Origin of the sequence: Arthrobacter sp. AG258, from assembly GCF_004364695.1 — a bacterium.
Taxonomy (GTDB): Bacteria; Actinomycetota; Actinomycetes; order Actinomycetales; family Micrococcaceae; genus Arthrobacter.
Window position 1 is genome coordinate 197,279 of sequence record NZ_SOBI01000005.1, and the last position, 16,810, is coordinate 214,088.

General features: G+C 66.1%; 16 protein-coding genes. 3 read left to right on the forward strand and 13 right to left on the reverse strand.

Translation table 11 applies throughout. The annotated features are described in order from the left end of the window. Positions 1-9 precede the first annotated feature (9 nt). The 6 genes from DFO47_RS12420 to DFO47_RS12445 all read right to left on the reverse strand — a co-directional run bounded on the left by DFO47_RS12420 (position 10) and on the right by DFO47_RS12445 (position 4,811). The gene (locus DFO47_RS12420) at positions 10-357 is read right to left on the reverse strand and encodes a hypothetical protein (RefSeq protein WP_018760882.1); all 348 of its coding nucleotides are present in this window, start codon (positions 355-357) and stop codon (positions 10-12) included. Between the two features lie 96 nt (positions 358-453). Next, positions 454-831 carry a low affinity iron permease family protein gene (locus DFO47_RS12425; protein ID WP_018760881.1) on the reverse strand — a complete coding sequence of 126 codons (378 nt, stop codon included), beginning with the start codon at positions 829-831 and terminating at the stop codon, positions 454-456. A 114-nt stretch (positions 832-945) separates the two neighbouring features. Beyond that, positions 946-1,773 carry an MBL fold metallo-hydrolase gene (locus tag DFO47_RS12430; RefSeq protein ID WP_133831833.1) on the reverse strand — a complete coding sequence of 276 codons (828 nt, stop codon included), beginning with the start codon at positions 1,771-1,773 and terminating at the stop codon, positions 946-948. A gap of 170 nt (positions 1,774-1,943) precedes the next feature. After that, the gene (locus tag DFO47_RS12435) at positions 1,944-2,819 is read right to left on the reverse strand and encodes a Rieske 2Fe-2S domain-containing protein (RefSeq protein WP_133831834.1); all 876 of its coding nucleotides are present in this window, start codon (positions 2,817-2,819) and stop codon (positions 1,944-1,946) included. A gap of 113 nt (positions 2,820-2,932) precedes the next feature. Next, positions 2,933-3,232 (reverse strand): putative quinol monooxygenase, encoded by a 300-nt coding sequence (locus DFO47_RS12440; RefSeq protein ID WP_018760878.1) that lies wholly within the window; start codon positions 3,230-3,232, stop codon positions 2,933-2,935. 109 nt (positions 3,233-3,341) lie between these two features. Then, positions 3,342-4,811 carry a C4-dicarboxylate transporter DctA gene (locus tag DFO47_RS12445; protein WP_018760877.1) on the reverse strand — a complete coding sequence of 490 codons (1,470 nt, stop codon included), beginning with the start codon at positions 4,809-4,811 and terminating at the stop codon, positions 3,342-3,344. Between the two features lie 238 nt (positions 4,812-5,049). On the opposite strand from DFO47_RS12445, the gene DFO47_RS12450 reads away from it, so the two are divergent. Next, positions 5,050-6,078, forward strand: coding sequence for a hypothetical protein (locus DFO47_RS12450; RefSeq protein ID WP_018760876.1), 1,029 nt, complete (start codon positions 5,050-5,052; stop codon positions 6,076-6,078). A 12-nt stretch (positions 6,079-6,090) separates the two neighbouring features. On the opposite strand, the gene DFO47_RS12455 is transcribed toward DFO47_RS12450, so the two are convergent. After that, positions 6,091-7,119, reverse strand: coding sequence for an Lrp/AsnC family transcriptional regulator (locus DFO47_RS12455; RefSeq protein ID WP_109045617.1), 1,029 nt, complete (start codon positions 7,117-7,119; stop codon positions 6,091-6,093). A 130-nt stretch (positions 7,120-7,249) separates the two neighbouring features. Here DFO47_RS12455 and DFO47_RS12460 point away from each other — a divergent pair, with 130 nt between their 5' ends. Together DFO47_RS12460 and DFO47_RS12465 are read left to right on the forward strand one after the other, a co-directional pair. Beyond that, positions 7,250-8,476, forward strand: coding sequence for a M20 family metallopeptidase (locus tag DFO47_RS12460; protein WP_133831835.1), 1,227 nt, complete (start codon positions 7,250-7,252; stop codon positions 8,474-8,476). A 56-nt stretch (positions 8,477-8,532) separates the two neighbouring features. Further along, entirely contained in the window at positions 8,533-9,819 is a 1,287-nt protein-coding gene (locus DFO47_RS12465) for an MFS transporter (protein WP_133831836.1), read from the forward strand. A gap of 68 nt (positions 9,820-9,887) precedes the next feature. Here the strand turns inward: DFO47_RS12465 and DFO47_RS12470 are convergent, their stop codons facing one another. The 6 genes from DFO47_RS12470 to DFO47_RS12495 all read right to left on the reverse strand — a co-directional run bounded on the left by DFO47_RS12470 (position 9,888) and on the right by DFO47_RS12495 (position 16,803). Beyond that, complete coding sequence (locus DFO47_RS12470; protein WP_133831837.1) at positions 9,888-11,255, reverse strand: NosD domain-containing protein; 1,368 nt, start codon at positions 11,253-11,255, stop codon at positions 9,888-9,890. A 20-nt stretch (positions 11,256-11,275) separates the two neighbouring features. Next, entirely contained in the window at positions 11,276-12,220 is a 945-nt protein-coding gene (locus DFO47_RS12475; RefSeq protein WP_133831838.1) for a carbohydrate kinase, read from the reverse strand. Between the two features lie 13 nt (positions 12,221-12,233). After that, positions 12,234-13,814, reverse strand: a complete 1,581-nt coding sequence (locus tag DFO47_RS12480) for a glycoside hydrolase family 32 protein (protein WP_133831839.1) — start codon at positions 13,812-13,814, stop codon at positions 12,234-12,236. 38 nt (positions 13,815-13,852) lie between these two features. After that, positions 13,853-14,896 (reverse strand): LacI family DNA-binding transcriptional regulator, encoded by a 1,044-nt coding sequence (locus tag DFO47_RS12485; protein ID WP_018760869.1) that lies wholly within the window; start codon positions 14,894-14,896, stop codon positions 13,853-13,855. Positions 14,897-14,965: 69 nt separating this feature from the next. Then, a complete protein-coding gene (locus DFO47_RS12490; protein WP_018760868.1) occupies positions 14,966-15,916 on the reverse strand; it encodes a carbohydrate ABC transporter permease in 951 nt (316 codons plus the stop codon). Then, positions 15,916-16,803, reverse strand: a complete 888-nt coding sequence (locus DFO47_RS12495; RefSeq protein ID WP_109045611.1) for a sugar ABC transporter permease — start codon at positions 16,801-16,803, stop codon at positions 15,916-15,918. The genes DFO47_RS12490 and DFO47_RS12495 overlap by 1 nt, the downstream gene beginning before the upstream one ends. Positions 16,804-16,810 lie beyond the last annotated feature (7 nt).

The following is a 16,810-nucleotide window of genomic DNA, read 5'->3' on the forward strand; positions in this document are numbered from 1 at the left end:
CCGGGCCGACTAGTCCTTGTCGAGTTCCTCAAGCAGCGACTTTGCCGCCTTGGCGATGTCGTCGTAGTTGTTTTGGGCGGCCCGGCTTTCGATGGCCAGCACGGCGCACCTGTGCAGCCGGCGGAAATCCCCGAAGGGAAAGCTGTACCGGCCCTTCGTTTCGGGGGTTTTGTCGCTGTCTTCGCCCAGGTGCCAGGTGCCGTATTCGGTGTAGCCGTGCTTGTCTATGTACGCATTTTCCTGCTCCGTGTCCGGGGCATGTTCGCTCCAGTCGTCGCGGGCATCGCGCGTGATTCTGGAGTCCTTGATCAGCTTCCGGGCCTGACGAAGTCCGGCGTCGTTCAGCTTGATGGTCATGAGGGGACCTCCGCCCTGTCGCAGTTCCGTTGGTGCGGTCAATTTCAGGCTATGCAGCCGCCGCCGGATCGTCCAGCACCTACGACAGGTACCCCGCTATCCGCCGTCTTCGGCTGCTTCCTCGATCCGTCGGCGCTGCCGCTCAATTTCTTTTTCGCCTTCCTCTTCGGCCTCGTACAGCTTCGCGTTGCTGATCTTGAGTTCGAGCATCAGCGCATCGAGCTTCACATGCAGGGCGGCGGTGTCCCTGTTTTGGGTGTTCTGGATGATGAAGACCATCAGGAACGTCACAATGGTCGTACTGGTATTGATGACCAGCTGCCAGGTGTCTGAAAACCCCAGCAGCGGACCGGTCAAGGCCCACACAATGAGTACAGCCACGGCGAGGACGAATACCCAGGCGTGTCCGAGTATCTTGGCCGTCCTGGTGGTAAAACGCGTAAAGACGTCAGGCCGGTTCTTATCGCTCGTCATGATGGCCTCCGTTTGAGTATTTTGTTGTGGTTCCCGTGCTGACTGAGAATTTTAGGCCTGACCAGCCCCGGAGGAACCGCGGCCGCAAAGCGGCGACGCTTCGATCGCCGCACATTAGACAGCCCCGGGTGCTCCCGCGGCGCGCCGCCGAAATGCGGTCCGCTGCCTTGGCTCCTTCGCGGCCAGTGCACGCAACCGGGGAGCGATCCCGAAAGTCAGCGGCTGCCCGTGCCCGGGCGCCAGCAGGCGGGGCCCCAGTCCGGCAAGCCGCGTGACCGAGGCCTTGGCCACGTCCATGTTCCACGTGGTGTACCAGGGCGGCCCGGACAGGTCGGGCAATCCCAGCAGAATCCCGCCGAGGGAGTTCAGGTTCACCGTGACGATTGCGTCGCCGGTGATGAGGACGCCGTCGCTTGCGCGCCAGTAGGCAACGTGCCCGGCGGTATGGCCCGGCGTGGGCACCGCCACCCATCCGGGCATGCCCGGCACCTCACCGCTGCGGGGAAGGGGCCGCACGAGGTCCGAAATGTCACCCGCGGCCTCAATCCTGCGACGCGCACGGGCCGGCAGCGACCACATCAGCGGGGCTGTAATCCACCGGTCCAGCGGCATGGACCGCGCGGGGACATATCTTCCGGCAGCCATGGGCAACTCGGCCTGGTGGGCGTACACCGGCACCTTCCACGCGCGGGCCAACGCGCCCGCGGCGCCGGAATGGTCCGGGTGGATGTGGGTCAGGAAGATCGCGTCAGGTTTCGCCCCCGGCCCGAGGACGCGCTCAACGGCGATGCGTGCTGGTTCCGCGCCGCTTCCCCAACCGCAGTCCACCAGCACCCAGGCCGGCCCGGTCCGGACAAGGTAGAAGTTCGAAGCCAGTGGCCCGCTGCCGGAGGTCAGGAGCAGGAGGCCGGAAGCGATCTCCCGTGGTTCAGAAACACGCATCGTCCAGTCGCACCCCCGCGTGGCGTATCACCGAACGCAGCTCCATGTTGACGCTGCGGCGTTGACTCATGGTTCCACTCCGCCGACACCCGCCATGGGCCAATTCTTTCGTCGTTCCGTACCGCGCAGTAGGGCCGAACGGCCTTCGCGCGCAGGCCGGGGCTCCCCGCTCAGTCAGCCCCGGGCAGGCACACCTCCACGAGGCCGCCATTGGTGCGCGTTTCGAAGACCGGCTGGCGGGCGGTGGCAGGCCCGGCCTTGACCTCGCCGGTCCGCAGCGAAAAGGTACTCCGGTGCCAAGGGCAGACGACGCACGGGTCCCCGCCGTCGTCCTTGACCTTGCCTTCATGAAGCGGTCCGGAAAGGTGGCTGCAAACGTCGGACAGGACGTTGACGGTGCCACCCTCGCGGTGGACCAGCAGCGGGATCCCGGCCACGTCGCGCTTGTGGAGGCCGCCTTCGGGCAGGTCAACCAACGGAGCCAAGGGATGCCAGCCGGACGGGAACCGGTGCGGGATTTCCTCGCTGTGGTTCACCCCGGCGGCTTGCCGGTACGTGAGGTGGCCGCCCAGGAAGCCGCCGGCGCTCACCGTGGCCAGCCCCAGGTACGCCAGCACCTTGCCGCTGCCTTGGCTGCCCCTTGCCCTCTGCACCAGCGAGGCAAGGTAAAGCCCGGTGGCCGTGACGTTGGCCGCTGCGTGCACCAGCCCCACCCGTTGCTGCTGCGGGTGCAGCTGCGACCAGTCGGTGAACCCGGCCAGGGCGGACGGAACCACGCTGGCCGCGCCGACTCCAATCAGGAGCCTGGCGGCCTTCTCGCCTCCCGGAACTGCATCAAGGACGCCGGCCGAAAGCCAAGCGCCAATGGGCACCTGGACGGCGAGGGGATGGACCGGGTGGCCGACAGGGACGCCGTGCAGGACATCGCGGGCCCAACGGGCCGGGATGACCTTCTTTACGGCTTTCCGGACACTCTTGGCCAGGGGATCAAGCCAGTCGGCGTCCTCGAGGCGGGTGACAAGTTCAAGCGCGGGCAGCGGTTTCATGTGTCCTCCTTACCCCGATTACCGTAGTCCACTCAGGCTGGAACGGTACCCGGATCCCGGAACAAAATTCCCGCTCCGGAATCCGGGCGTTTCAACGAGTGGCGCGCACCGGCCTACTCCAGCGGCGAGCCCAACACCGTGAACCGGTGGCCGGCCATTTCCCCGGACAGCAACGGCATGGCCTCAGCGATGGCTGCGCGCGTGCTGTCCAACTGCAGTGATGCCTGGTGCGCCTCGGCGGATTCCCAGAGTTCGGAGACGAAAACCGTGTCCGGAACCTCGTCATTCACCCCCACCTCGTACAGCAGGCAGCCGGCCTCCCTCATCCCGGGCTTGGGCCGGAGCAGGATGGCCACCAGGGCATCGCGCTGGCCGGGCTTGGTTCCGAGCATTCCCACATTGGCAAAAGTCATAGGGACAGTCTGCAACACGGGCCGGACAACAGTCTCAGGGGGACGGACCGCCGGGCCGGGGCAACATGGTGGGCGCGGAAGGCAGGACAGGCGGCCGGGACGCGCGCACCTACCGGACTGCCGCCGACGCAGCGCTTGCCGGCTGTGCAGTCACTGCGCCCGGGTGCGTGAACTCGGCGCCGGGTCCCGCTGCCTCCCCCTGCGGCACCGCGGCAACGTCCGGCTGTCCCTCGGCTGCCGTCGTCGTGCCTCCACCGACGGATTCCGTCGCAGCGTCCCCGCCGGCGAACGCCCGGAGCATGGCCTCGCGATCGAACTGTCCTTCCCATTTGGCCACCACAAACGTAGCCACGCAGTTGCCCAGCAGGTTCACCACAACACGCATGGAATCCATGAGTCGGTCGGCGCCGAGGAGGAGCGCGACGCCGGCTACCGGGAAGATGCCCAGCGCACCAGCGGTTGCGGACAAGGCAAGGAAGGCAGATCCGGGAACTCCGGCCATGCCCTTGGACGTCAGCATCAGGATGCCCAGGGCCGCGAGCTGCTGGCCCAGGTCAAGGTTGTAGCCAAAGGCCTGGGCCAGGAAGAGCAGGGAGATGGAGAGGTAGATGGCTGCTCCGTCCAGGTTGAACGAGTAGCCGGTGGGAACCACCAGGCCCGTAGTGGCGCGGGAGCAGCCCGCGTTGGTCAGTTTGGTCATGATCCGCGGCAGGACGGACTCGGTGGATGCCGTGCCCAGGGCCAGCAGGAATTCCTCCCGGGTGTACTTGAGGAACTGCCACAGCGGCACCCTGGGGTAGGCCCATGCCACCACGAAGAGGAGCCCGATGAACACTGCTGCGGCGCCGTAGCAGGCGGCGATCAGCACCGCGTAGGTCCCGAGGGAATCGAGGCCGTACTGGCCGATGATGAAGGCCATGGCGCCAAACGCTCCCACGGGCGCGGCACGCATCACCCAGCCCATGATCTTGAAGAACAGTTCCAGCACGGTTTCCATCAGGGTGATCACTGGCAGGCAGCGTTCACGGCCGACGACGACGATCGCCGCGCCGAAGAAGACGGAGAAACAGAGGACCTGGAGGAGGTTGTTGCCGGCAAAGGCGCCAACGACGCTGGTGGGGATGATGCCGAGCAGGAAGGCGCCGGCATCCTTGGGCGGGGCGGTGGAGGTTTTGGCGTTGAGTGCGTCCTGGGACAGCGTGGCGGGATCGATGTTGAGGCCGGCGCCCGGCTGCACCAGGTTGGCGACGACGAGCCCGAAGACCAAGGCGAACAGCGTGGCGCCGGTGAAGTACGCCAAGGCTTTGACACCCACCCGGCCCACGGCCTTGACGTCGCTGACCGCAGCGATGCCGGTGACGATCACCAGGAAGATGAGCGGCGCAATGATCATCTTGATCAGCTGGATGAAGCCGTCGCCGAGCGGGCGGAGTCCTGCGCCGAGGTCCGGCCAGAAGTGGCCGATGAGGATGCCCGCCACCACCGCCACGAGGATCTGGATGAAAAGGGACCTGTACAACGGCTTCCTGAGTGCATCCTGGGCCGGCGGCAGCGGCGTGGTGGAGGCGGTGATCTTCATGCTGTGTGCCTGTTCGTTGGGAAGGACGCCATACGGGAGCGGCGCCTGCTTCGGATGGCGGCGCCAGAACGCCGCAGGGTCATCCCAAACGTAGGTAACCCATGTTTCCGGAAAGATAAATCCGTAATGCGGAAATATTAAAGTATTTATTCCACACGCTGTATTATTGCTGCGGCTATAGTCCAACCAGCCAAGGCCGCACCGGCGGACCAGCAACGTCGGCGAACAAAGGGACCCCATGGAAGACCCCGCGCAGGACACGACCCGCCCGCCGCAGGACACCGGAACATCCGTCACGGACCCAGCCTCCCGGCGCCGCGGCCGGACCGACCGCACGCCCGCAGGCCGGACTCCGGCCGCGGAAACCGGCATCGCCGTCCTGCTCGGCATCGCTGCCGCACTCGTGGGACTCGCTCCGTGGCTGGCTACGGGAGCCCGGCTCCCGCTGCAGAATCTGTGGGCCAGCGACGCCCTTCCGGCGGACATGCCCCTCACGTTCCTGCCGCTGAGCCAATACCGGGGTACAACCATTGTGGCGCTCTTGACCGTTGGCGCCGCGGCCGCGGGCTTGGCCCTCCGCGTGTGGAAACCGGGCCGCCGCGGCCTCACTACGGCCGGCGCCCTGTCCGGCGTGCTGCTGGTCCATACAGGTGCCACCATCCAGTCATTCAGCGCACTCAACAGTGGATTGGCGCCCGGATCCAGCTCAGCCCTGTACTTCGCCGGCCTGCTGGGGGGCACCATCGCAGCCATAGCTGCCGGCGTCTTGGCGCTGCTGATGCTCGCCGCAAGATCCCGCGCCGTGGCCGCGCTGGGCGTCGGCTTCATGGCCGTGCCCTTCGCCTCCTGGCTGGCCGCCGCCACCACCTTCATGGCGGGCGCGGACGCCGTCCCCGCCCCGATCAGCATGGCGTGGCGCTGGCTTCCGGCGGTCCTGGTTGGCGTGGCCTTGGCGTGGTGTGGATTCAGGCCGCTCGTCCGGCTCCTGGTGTGGGCAGCCGACGCAGCCCTGCTCTGGCTTGTCCCAGCGCTCTTCACCAGCGTGAACTACGTCCTCGGGACCCGCGTCTACCTTGGCGACTTCCAGGAGATGGCCATGCTGTCGCGCCAGATCCTGGCGGCTACCCTCGGGCCGGCGGGCGGAGCCGGGCCCAGTATCCTCGTGGCCCTGGGCATCGGGACTGCCGGAGCAGTGCTCCTCAGCATCCGGGACAGGAAGAACGTGCGGCAGGCAAGCAGCGAGGCCGGCGGCGGCCGCACGGCGTAGCGCACCGCGCCCTCACTCTGCAGCGCCCAGGCTCGCTTCATGCACCACGGCACCGGTCGCCGTCGTATCTTCCCGCAGCATCCAACCAACCCGCTTGACCGTCCGCAGCATCACCGCGCTTTCGACGATCTCGATGCCGGGCACCTTCTGCTGCAGCGCCAGCTCGGCCGACATGATGTCGGCGAGCGAGTGCAGCCACATGATGATCACGAAGTTGGTGGGTCCTGTGGTTGAGGCACTCAGCCTGACGTTGCTGATGGTCCGGATTTCCGCCGCCGCCGCATCGTGGCCGCCGGCCGGGACGTTGACAAACCATTGGCACGTCACCGGGAACGACGAATAGCGCTGGGCGATTTCGCAGCGGAAGGACAGGATGCCGCTGGCCAGCACCCGGTTCAGCTGGCGCTGCGTCGTGGCCGGGTGGCGGCCCAGCGCGCGGGCAATGTCCGCGGCGGTGGCGCGGCCGTCCCTGGCCAGGAACGGCAGGAGGTCGAGGTGGCTCTCCGGCAGCCGGCCCGCGGCCGGACCCGGTTCGGACATGGGCTGGGTACCGAGCGCCCGGAGTGCAGCCAGCTGAGACCGGCTCAGGACGTTCAGCCTCCAGTCGTCCCCGCTGCTGTGCAGCCGCGTGCAAAGGGCCACCTGGTACTTGGTCAGGCCCTCGATGGCCTTGAGCCTGGAGATGATCTTGGCGCTGAATTCCTCCAGCGAGCGGGTGATGACGGTCAGCATCAGGTCCCGGTTGCTGGCCGCCTCTTCCACGGTGACGATCTCCGGGACGGCTGCCAGCTGGGCTGTGACGCTTTCGCGCCGGGTCATCTCGCAGTCCACCGCAACGTAGGCCAGGAGCATCTGCTTCGGATCCCCGGCAAGGTGGGCAGTAACCCACGATGCGCCGCTCGACGTCAGCCGCTCCCAGCGGGCGGCCAACGTGGTGGGGTGTACGCCGAGGACCTTGGCAGCATCCGCCCAGCCCAGCCGCGGGGAGGCCTGCAGGACCTGGATCAGGGCAAGATCGTCTTCGCTCAGCTCTTCCGACACAGCTCTTCCTTTGCGTGAATCCTGTTCCAAAGCGCGGCTTCGAGCATAATTCCAGCGGTTTCGCTGAGTGTGAACCACGCCACTCCAGAATAGTCCACAAGCCCGAATGCCAATTGCCAAGGAGTGCCACGTGCCCACGACCGCCGACGCCACGGACCTGCAGGAAGAGCTCATCCGCCTGCGCCACGACCTTCACCGCCAACCGGAAATCGGGCTCCAACTCCCCCGCACCCAGGAGAAGGTGCTCCAGGCATTGGACGGACTCCCCCTTGAGATCACGCTGGGCAAGGACACGACGTCGGTCACCGCAGTCCTGCGCGGCGGGCACCCCGGAGGGGAGTCCGTTGGCCCCCGCCCCGCAGTCCTGCTGCGCGCCGACATGGACGGACTGCCGGTGCAGGAGAAGACCGGCGTCGACTTTGCGTCGCAGGCGGACGGGGCCATGCACGCCTGCGGCCACGACCTGCACACTTCCATGCTCGTGGGAGCCGCAACGCTCCTGGCCGACAAGAAGCACCTGCTCGGCGGCGACGTCGTCCTCATGTTCCAGCCGGGCGAGGAAGGGTTCGACGGCGCAAGCTACATGATCCGCGAAGGCGTCCTGGACGCCGCCGGAACCCGCGTCCAGGCAGCCTACGGAATGCACGTGTTCTCCGCACTGGAGCCGCACGGCACCTTTTGCACCAAGCCCGGCGTCATGCTCAGCGCCTCGGACGGGCTGGAAGTCACGGTCCTCGGAGCCGGCGGCCACGGTTCTGCGCCGCATTCGGCCAAGGACCCTGTCACCGTTGCCGCCGAGATGGTGACCGCCCTGCAGGTGATGGTCACCCGGCAGTTCAACATGTTCGATCCCGTGGTCCTGTCAGTGGGCGTGCTGCATGCCGGCACCAAACGGAACGTCATCCCCGAATCGGCCCGCATCGAGGCCACCATCCGGACCTTTTCCGACGCGTCACGCCACAAGATGATGGACACTGTCCCGCGCCTGCTGAAGGGGATCGCGGCAGCACACGGGGTGGAGGTGGCCGTCGACTACCTGCAGGAATACCCCCTCACCATCACCAGCGAGGACGAAACACACACGGCGGAAAAGGTGATCACCGAACTGTTCGGCGAGCGCCGGCTCTCACGCTGGGCAACCCCGCTCAGCGGCTCCGAGGACTTCTCCAGGGTGCTGGCCGAGGTGCCCGGCACCTTCGTGGGCCTCAGCGCCGTGGCCCCCGGCGGCAATCCGGCCACCTCACCGTTCAACCACTCACCGTACGCAACGTTCGACGACGGCGTGCTGGCTGACGGGGCCGCGCTGTACGCGGAACTCGCCATGTCGCGGCTGGGTGCCCTCGCCCCGGCCTCCTAGGCTCCGACACCAGCGCAACCTGCCTCCCCCAAACCCAACCGACCAGGAAGAACACCATGTCCGTCGCAGTAAGCAAGCCCCAGACTGGACGCATGTCCACCGCGAAAACCATCGTTGGCACCGGCATCGGAAACGCCGTTGAGTGGTACGACTGGGCAATCTATGCCACGTTCACCCCCTTCATCGCCAGCCAGCTCTTCAGCAAGGAAGACCCGGCATCGGCCGTGTTGTCCACCCTGGCGATCTTCGCCGTCGGCTTCGTGGCCCGGCCGTTCGGCGGGTTCCTGTTCGGCTGGATCGGCGACCGGCTGGGCCGGAAGACTTCCATGACGCTCGCCGTGGGCCTTGCCTCGCTGGGCAGCCTGATGATCGGTGTTGCGCCAACCTTCGCCAGCGTCGGCGCGTTCGCGTCACTCATGCTCCTGGTGGCACGGCTGGTCCAGGGCTTGGCCCACGGCGGGGAGTTGCCGTCGTCGCAAACGTACCTGTCCGAAATGGCACCCAAGGAGCACCGCGGATTCTGGGCCACGCTGATCTACACGTCCGGAACCGTGGGAATCCTGTTCGGCACCCTCCTGGGGGCTGTCCTGAACATGGCGCTGACCACGGAGGCGATGAACGCCTGGGGCTGGCGGATCCCGTTCCTGATCGGCGCGGCCATGGGCCTGTACGCATTGATCATGCGGTCACGGCTGCATGAAACCGAAGCGTTTGAGGGGGCAGCCACGGCCAAGCGGGCTGCGATCTGGCCGCAGATTGTCCGCTACCGCAAGCAGGCGCTGCAGGTGGTCGGCCTGACCGTTGGCCTTACGGTGATCTACTACATCTGGGGTGTGGTGGCGCCAAGCTACGCCACCACGGCGCTGAAGATCGACCGCGGCGAGGCACTCTGGGCAGGCGTGGCCGCCAACATCGTCTTCATCGCGGCGCTGCCGGTCTGGGGCAAGCTCTCAGACCGGATCGGCCGCAAGAAAGTCCTCTGGGCCGGGGCCATCGGCGCAGGGATCATGCACTTCCCGATGACGGCCCTGCTCAAGGACTCCGCCTGGCAGCTGGCGGTGAGCATGTCCGTCATGCTGGTCTTCATCGCCGCCAGCGCAGCAATCGTCCCGGCTGTCTACGCAGAGCTGTTCCCGACGTCGATCCGCACCGTGGGGGTGGGCGTCCCCTACTCCATCTGCGTGGCGGTCTTCGGCGGCACGGCCCCCTACCTGCAGCAGTGGCTGGGGTCCTCGCTGGGCGCACCGCAGGTGTTCAACGTCTATGCGGTGCTCCTGCTGGTGATCAGTGCGGCCTTCGTGTTCACCATCCCCGAAACCAAGGGCAAGGACCTGACGCACTAGAACCCCGGCGGAAGGTCCCCGGTGGCCGGTACCGGCACCGGGGACCTTGTGCTGCACCGGTCGTTTCCCTACTGGCCCGCCAGCCCCGTAACAGCCCGGACACCTACTGACGGGGTTGCCCTGACAGCGTTGGCTGCCCTGTCGGCGGCCACCTGGGCTTCGGTTCCGGAGTCAAGGATCGTATTGCGGGTGGATCCGGCATCGACCTGTACGGCCGTGACGGCGAGCCCGTTGGCAGCGTCCGTAGCCAGGAGGGCGTCCACCTGCGCCTCAAAGCAGGAGTCGCTCGAGGTGGCATTGACGTCGAGGGCAACCACATGGTTGTTGGAGACGAAGTTGGCTGACCCTTCCACCAGCCGAATGATCACCGGGGTGGCGCCCTCCGGCCGGATGGTCTGCGAATCGATGACTTCGGAGAAATGGTTGCCGATAATCGAATTGTTGTTGCCACTGACGGACAGCAGCCCGTGGAGGTCATCCAGCCCGTTGCCGATCCCCAGGAAAGGCGTCCAGGGCTCGTGGTCGCGCAGGAAATGGTTGGTGGCCACAAGGTTCTCGGAACTGCCTTCCGCAAGGACCACCATCCCGGGGTAGAAGGAATGCAGCCGGTTGTTGCTCACGCTTGACCGCGTGACCGCCCTGAGGTGGACGCTGCTCGCACCCCGGGGAAAGACGTTGTTGGCAGTGACCAACAGTCCGCCGTGGTTCTCGGCATAGATTGAATAGCCCTTGAAGCCGGCTCCCACCAGGTTGTCCGTGATCTTCGATGCCTGTCCCCAGCCGCGCAGTTCGATGCAGCTTCCGCATTCAGCGATGAAGTTGTCGTGGATGGACAGTGCGTCCGCGTTGTGAATGGTCAGTGCGTTCTCGAGATAGACGAACCCCATGCCGTTGATGCGGAACGAATCGTTGGCGCTCGCCACGTAGATGCCGGTTTTGCCGTTGACGTAGGTGTTCTCCGGGTGAAGGCCCGAACCGTCCTGAACGAAGTGCAGGCCGTCGATGCAGAAATTGGAGAACTCCACGGAGCTGATCCGCGGGCTGCCGTCCCGCTTTATGAGGAAGGCGGCTCCCGCTGCGTCCCCTGCCTCACCACCGGAAACGAGGTCCACGAGGATCCGGCTGCCTCCCGGCCACAGTTCGTGCAGGTCGGGCCATTCGTCTTCGGGAACATTGAATCGGATGCTCGATGACGTGAAGCCGTGTCCCGAACCTTGGATCTTGAGGAAGCTGACGTCGATCACCACTTGGGTACGGAGCCGGTAGTCTCCGGGCGGCAGGTAGATCACCGCGCCCGGCTTTCCGCCGTGGTCCACATCGGTGGCGGTCTGCCGTTCCTTGACGTCCGCGATGATGCTGTTGATGACTTCCCCGACGTCCTGGGCCGGGTTTCCGATGGGCCACGCCGTCACGTCGTAGTAGTTGCTGCTGGACATAGCTTCTTTCCTTGGTGTTCTCACTGGTTCGCCGGCTGGTGTTGAGGCGCGTCTGACTGCAGTTCATCCAATGTTGGCGGTTGGGCACCGGGGCGGCCAACCGTGATGGCGGCGGCCTTTGACGCCATCCGTCCCAGCGCTTCGAGGACTGACGGCGCCAGTCCGTCTGCGCCGCGCATCAGGAGCCCGTAGATCAGGGCGGACATATAGGAGTCGCCGGCCCCGATGGTGTCAGCCACCGCGGCGGTGACCGGGGGGACCAGCACTTGGGCGTCCCGTGTTGCCAGCATGGAGCCGTCCGACCCCTTGGTGATGGCGACAAGCCCGGCGCCCAAGGCCAGGAGATGGCGTGACACTTCCTCCAGTGGCCGCCGCGGATAGAGCCAGTGGGCGTCCTCGTCGCTGAGCTTGACCACGTCGGTGAACGGGATGAGTTCCTCGAAGGTGGTCTTCGCCTGGACGTGGCTGCCGAGCAGCGCGGGGCGGATGTTGGGGTCGTACGTCACAACGCAGCGCCGGTGTGATTGCTCAAGGAGGTCCCGGACTGCTGCCGCCCCCGGCGCCAGGAAGGAGGCGATGGAACCGGTGTGCAGGATTTTGGGCAGCGTGGCAGGCGCCGTTCGTGGCAGGTCCCAGTGGATGTCGAAGTTATACCGGGCTGATCCATCCGCAGCCAGGACGGCGGTGGCGGTAGCGCTCGTGCCCGGCCGCCTGGAACCGGGCAGTAGGCCTACGCCGGCGCTTCGAAGGTGTTCTTCGATGGCCGTTGCACGGCGGTCCACGCCGATCGAGGTGAGGAGTGCGGTATCGACGCCCAGGCGGCCGAGTCCGTAGGCGACGTTTGCCGGTGATCCGCCCGGATGTTCAGCCGTGCCGTGGGCTGAGGCGACAATGTCCACCAAGGCTTCACCGACCACGATCACGTCCGGACCGGAACCACCGTGGAGGTGCGGGGCTGTTGACATTCTGGACCCTTCCTTAGGTAAGTGATGAAACCGCGAGGTGCAGCACGGTTGCCTGGCCCCCGTCGGCCGAGAGCCAGGTCTGCAGGTGCCCGGCGCCAGGGAAGACGAGGTCGGTCATCACCACCTTGCCCCCCTGTGCAAAGACCTCCACGGAGCAGTGGTCGACGACGATCTGCAGCTTGAGGACACCGTCTTCCAGGACCAGCGGGGCTGATTCGACCGAGGCGAACTTGGCATGGAAGCCGGTGTCGCCTGAGTGCCGGCGGTCAAGGCTGAGCCGGGCGCTGGCTGTGTCGTAGCTCAGGACGGCGCCCGTCGTCCGGTCGCTGCTGCAGAAGATCCGAACCTCGATCCGGTCAGCACCGCCAGGGGCAAGCTCGGCCTCGATGATCTGGGCGGCGCCGGGGATTGCGTCCGGCAGCCGCAGGCCTGCGGCGTTCAGCTCACGCAATCCCGCGTCCGTCAGCTCTGTGGCACGCGGGAGCCTTCCCTCCTGGCCTCGCCCTGCCAGGACTGGTTGCTGGACCAGGCGGGCGGAGCCGGTGACCGTGGCGAGCCGCAATTCGCGGGCCAGGGTCATGGACGACCGCCAGGGTGCGGTGGGCAGTTCGTTGGCGTAATCCCAGTTGTTCATCCAGCCGATGACGATGCGGCGGCCGTCCGGGGCGTTGCTGAAGGAGACAGAGGCGTAGCAGTCGCGTCCCCAGTCAAGCCAGAGGCATTCCCGCAGCGCCGCCGCAGCCTCCGAAGGGTCCGGGACGGTACGCAGCCCGGCCGGAGCCACGAGGGAACCTGCGTCCGGAACGAACCGGGCGCCGTCGAACTGGCCCACGAAGTACTGGCCGCCGGACCCCCCTGCCACTGCGCCGGGGTTGACGTTGACGATCAGGACCCATTTGGTGTTGCCCGGATCCCCGTCCACAGCGAGGGGAAAGAGATCGGGGCACTCCCAGTCACCGGCGTCGGCGTTGGCCGGGCCGAAATCGCTCAGGAAATCCCACGACTTGAGGTCGTCCGAACGGTAGAAGACCACCTGCTGGTGATGCGCTTCGACCGCGACCATGACCCAGTACGAGCCCTGGTCCCCTTGGTAGCGGAACACCTTGGGATCCCTGAAGTTCGCCGAATTCCTGGTGAGGACAGGGTTTCCGTCGTATTTCTGCCACGTCATGCCGCCGTCGGTGCTGTACGCAAGGGACTGGGCCTGCGTGCCGTTCAATTCTGAGGCGGCTTTGAAGGCACTGGTGTAGATGGCCACGAGTGCGGGCTGCTCCGCAGAGCCAAAGCCGGCCGTGTTGCCGTCGTCCACCACGACGCTGCCGGAGAAAATGTCCTCCTCGTCGTCGCAGGCGATGGCAACCGGGTGTTCAGTCCAGTGCAGCAGGTCGGTAGAGGTGGCGTGGCCCCAGGACATGTTGCCCCAGACGTTGCCGAACGGATTGTTCTGGAAGAAGAGGTGGTACTTGCCGTCGTGGAACACCAGGCCGTTGGGATCGTTCAGCCAAGTGTCCCTCGCCGTGAAATGGATGGCTGGACGAAACCTGGCGGTTCCGGCCGGTGTTTCCGGGCGTGCGGCATCAAGGAAGGTGGACATGTTGGTGCGGTCCTCCGGGAAGTGGAAGGGCTGGCTGCTCAGTGGCGTGGGGCCGCGATGGAATCGCGGCGTACCAGCGGGCAGCCCAGGATGGTCGGATGCAGTGCCATAAGGGAAAGGTCCGTCTTCCCCTCGACGGCGTCAATCAGGTGTTCGGTTGCCCAGGCGCCCATCTCGTAATGGGGCAGTGCGACGGTGCTGAGGCCCGGGTGCAGGTTCGCGGCGATGAGTTCCTGGTCATCAAAGCCCACCACGGAGAGGTCGGACGGGATGGAAAGTCCCAGCTCCGCGGCGGCCCGGTAGGCGCCCATCGCCATGCGGTCGTTGTAGCAGAAGAGCCCGGTGGGGCGGTCGTCGCGGGCCAGGATGCGCAGGGCCGCTTCGTAACCGCCCTGGACCTCCGAGGCCGCCGCCTCCACGGGCGCCGTGCCGCCATCGAGCCCTGCCTCATCCAGTGCGGCCCGGAAGGCGTGGAGCCGTTGCCGTGTCGCCGGGACATCGTCGGTGTTGTTGAGGAAGCCCACGCGCGTGTGGCCGGCCTCGAGGAGCGCACCCACAGCCGCGCGTGCGCCACCTTCTTCGTCCGGAATCACGGCTGTGATGTTGCCGTCCGTGGCCACCGAGTCAACCAGGATGGAGGGCACGCTGCCCAGGTTCGCCGGCAGCTTCACGGTGCGGTGGTACATGGTGGCGTAGAGGATCCCGTCCACCCGGCGCTCCAGGAGGGCCTCAACATCGGCCTGCCTCGATTCGAGGCTGGCGGAACCGGAGGTGTTGATGATCATGAGGTTGTACCCCCGGGCCTTCGCGGCCTCATCGGCACCCAGGATGATCCGGCCGGCGTGGGGCGTGGTGGCGATATCCTCGCTCACCAGCCCCAGCATCCCGGTCCGCTGGGTCCGGAGGGCCTGCGCAAGCCGGTTGGGGCCATAACCCAGCTGCTCGGCGGCGGACCGGACCTTGTCCCTGGTTTCGGGGCTGATCCGGGCATAGGAAACCTCGTTGAGGACGTGGGAAACAGTCGTCACGGACACGCCGGCGGCTACGGCCACGTCCTTGATCCCGATGTTCCTGTTACTCATCTGCGTCCCACGTCCTTATGGTTGGTGATGCCCCTGGGGGTTACCAGTAGGCTACTCGTTGCTGGTGGTCTAACCCTTGACGGCGCCGAGCGTCATGCCCGCCACGATCTTGCGCTGCAGCAGCAGGGTCAAAAGGATGACCGGGATGGAGTAGACGGCGGCCAAAGCCGTCATGGAACCCCAGTCCAGGCCAAATTGGGTCTGGAAGTTCGCGATGACCACGGGCGTTGTCTGGGAACGGATGGCCGTCATCAACAGGGCGAAAAGGAACTCGTTCCAGGACGCCAGGAAGGCGAAGATCGCGGTGACGGCGACACCGCCGGACACCACGGGGATCACCACCCGCCACAACGCGCCCAGCCTGCTGCAGCCATCCACGGTGGCAGCTTCTTCCAGGTCTTTGGGCACCGCCTCGAAGAAGCTGGACATGAGCCAGATCGAGAGCGGCAGCGAGATGGTGGTGTGCGCGATGGACAGGGCGATGGGGGTATCGGCAAGGCCCATTGACGCCATCATGGACGCCAGCGGGATGCCGATGGCCACCGGGGGCACCATCCGGGTCACCAGCGCGGCCATGATGAAGATCCGGCCGCTAAGGGTCTTGTACCGGGTGATGCCATAGGCCGCCGGTACCGCCAGCACAAGGGAAAGCAGCGTGCTGATCACCGCGGTCTGGATGCTGTTGATGAACGAGGCCGGGACTCCGTTCCGGCCCAGGGCATTGGCGTAGTTCTCCAGGGTCCACTCCCTGGGGAGGATCGTGGGTGGAACCGCAATGGTGTCGATGGGGGTCTTGAACGACGTGAACAGCAGATACAGGAAGGGGAAGCCGTACAGCACCATGGCCGCCGCGAGCAGGATCCAGAGCAGGGTGCGGGTCCCTCGCCTGCCGGCTTCCAGTCCTTCCCGGTTGACGCCGCGCCGTTTGCGGGGCTGGACGGTGCCGGTCTGCGCCGAAGGTGCCGGCGCCGCCTTGTGCCGCGTTCCGCCGTCGTACGTGGTTCGTTCTGCGGTGCTCATCAGGTGTCCTTTCCGGGCCGCCAGATGGTGGCCACCGCGAAGAATGCGACGGCGAGCATCGCCAGCAGGTAGATGGTGCCCATGGCACTGGCCAGGCCCGGATCGCCAAAGCGGATCATGGTGCGGTAGATCAACAGGCTCATGGTCTCGGAGGCCGACTGCGGGCCGCCGTTGGTCTGGATGAGGATGGTGTCGAAGGCCCGGGCAGCGTCAATGCCCCGGACCACGAGAGCCACGGCGATGACCGGCCGGAGGAGGGGAAGGATGATCCGGAACAGGAGCGCGGGGGCGCGGGCACCGTCCAGCCGGGCCGCCTCGATGAGGTCCCCCGGAATGTTTTGCAGTCCGGCGAAGAGCACCAGGCACATGAACGACGTGGTGAGCCAGATGTCCGGGATCGCCACCGAAAAGAGCACGATGTTTGGGTCCGACAGCCAGCCGATCTGGTTGGGGTCGGAGAGGATGCCGGCTTGGTGCAGGAGGGTGCCAATGAGCCCGAAGTTGTCGATCATCAGGAACTTCCACAGCAGGCCGGCCACGATCGGGGCGATCATGAGCGGATACATGAATACGGTCCGCCAAATCTGGGAGCTCCTGCCCAGCATGGTGAAGAGCAGTGCCATGCCAAGGCCAAGTGCGAATTCGAGCGTGACCACAACCAGTGTGTAGGCCAGCGTCCGCCATCCGGCGCCGGTAAAGGCCTCGGAGGCGAAGGCCCGGACGTAGTTGTCCAGGCCCACAAATTCGCGGGGGCCGCCGGCGATCGGGGAGATCTTGAAAAAGCTGTCCGCGACAAGGCGGAACAGCGGGAAGGCAACAAAAACTGCCAGGAACAGCGCCGCTGGTGTCATCAGGAACAATGCGAAGCGGCGATCGGAGATACGCACGGTTTTC

Coding starts and splice junctions, on each gene's coding strand:
- DFO47_RS12440 (WP_018760878.1), bottom strand. CDS start 3,232: ATGACTTTTGCCAATGTGGGAATGCTCGGAACCAAGCCCGGCCAGCGC.
- DFO47_RS12490 (WP_018760868.1), bottom strand. CDS start 15,916: ATGAGCACCGCAGAACGAACCACGTACGACGGCGGAACGCGGCACAAG.
- DFO47_RS12420 (WP_018760882.1), bottom strand. CDS start 357: ATGACCATCAAGCTGAACGACGCCGGACTTCGTCAGGCCCGGAAGCTG.
- DFO47_RS12485 (WP_018760869.1), bottom strand. CDS start 14,896: ATGAGTAACAGGAACATCGGGATCAAGGACGTGGCCGTAGCCGCCGGC.
- DFO47_RS12445 (WP_018760877.1), bottom strand. CDS start 4,811: ATGAAGATCACCGCCTCCACCACGCCGCTGCCGCCGGCCCAGGATGCA.
- DFO47_RS12435 (WP_133831834.1), bottom strand. CDS start 2,819: ATGAAACCGCTGCCCGCGCTTGAACTTGTCACCCGCCTCGAGGACGCC.
- DFO47_RS12425 (WP_018760881.1), bottom strand. CDS start 831: ATGACGAGCGATAAGAACCGGCCTGACGTCTTTACGCGTTTTACCACC.
- DFO47_RS12465 (WP_133831836.1), top strand. CDS start 8,533: ATGTCCGTCGCAGTAAGCAAGCCCCAGACTGGACGCATGTCCACCGCG.
- DFO47_RS12475 (WP_133831838.1), bottom strand. CDS start 12,220: ATGTCAACAGCCCCGCACCTCCACGGTGGTTCCGGTCCGGACGTGATC.
- DFO47_RS12430 (WP_133831833.1), bottom strand. CDS start 1,773: ATGCGTGTTTCTGAACCACGGGAGATCGCTTCCGGCCTCCTGCTCCTG.
- DFO47_RS12470 (WP_133831837.1), bottom strand. CDS start 11,255: ATGTCCAGCAGCAACTACTACGACGTGACGGCGTGGCCCATCGGAAAC.
- DFO47_RS12480 (WP_133831839.1), bottom strand. CDS start 13,814: ATGTCCACCTTCCTTGATGCCGCACGCCCGGAAACACCGGCCGGAACC.
- DFO47_RS12450 (WP_018760876.1), top strand. CDS start 5,050: ATGGAAGACCCCGCGCAGGACACGACCCGCCCGCCGCAGGACACCGGA.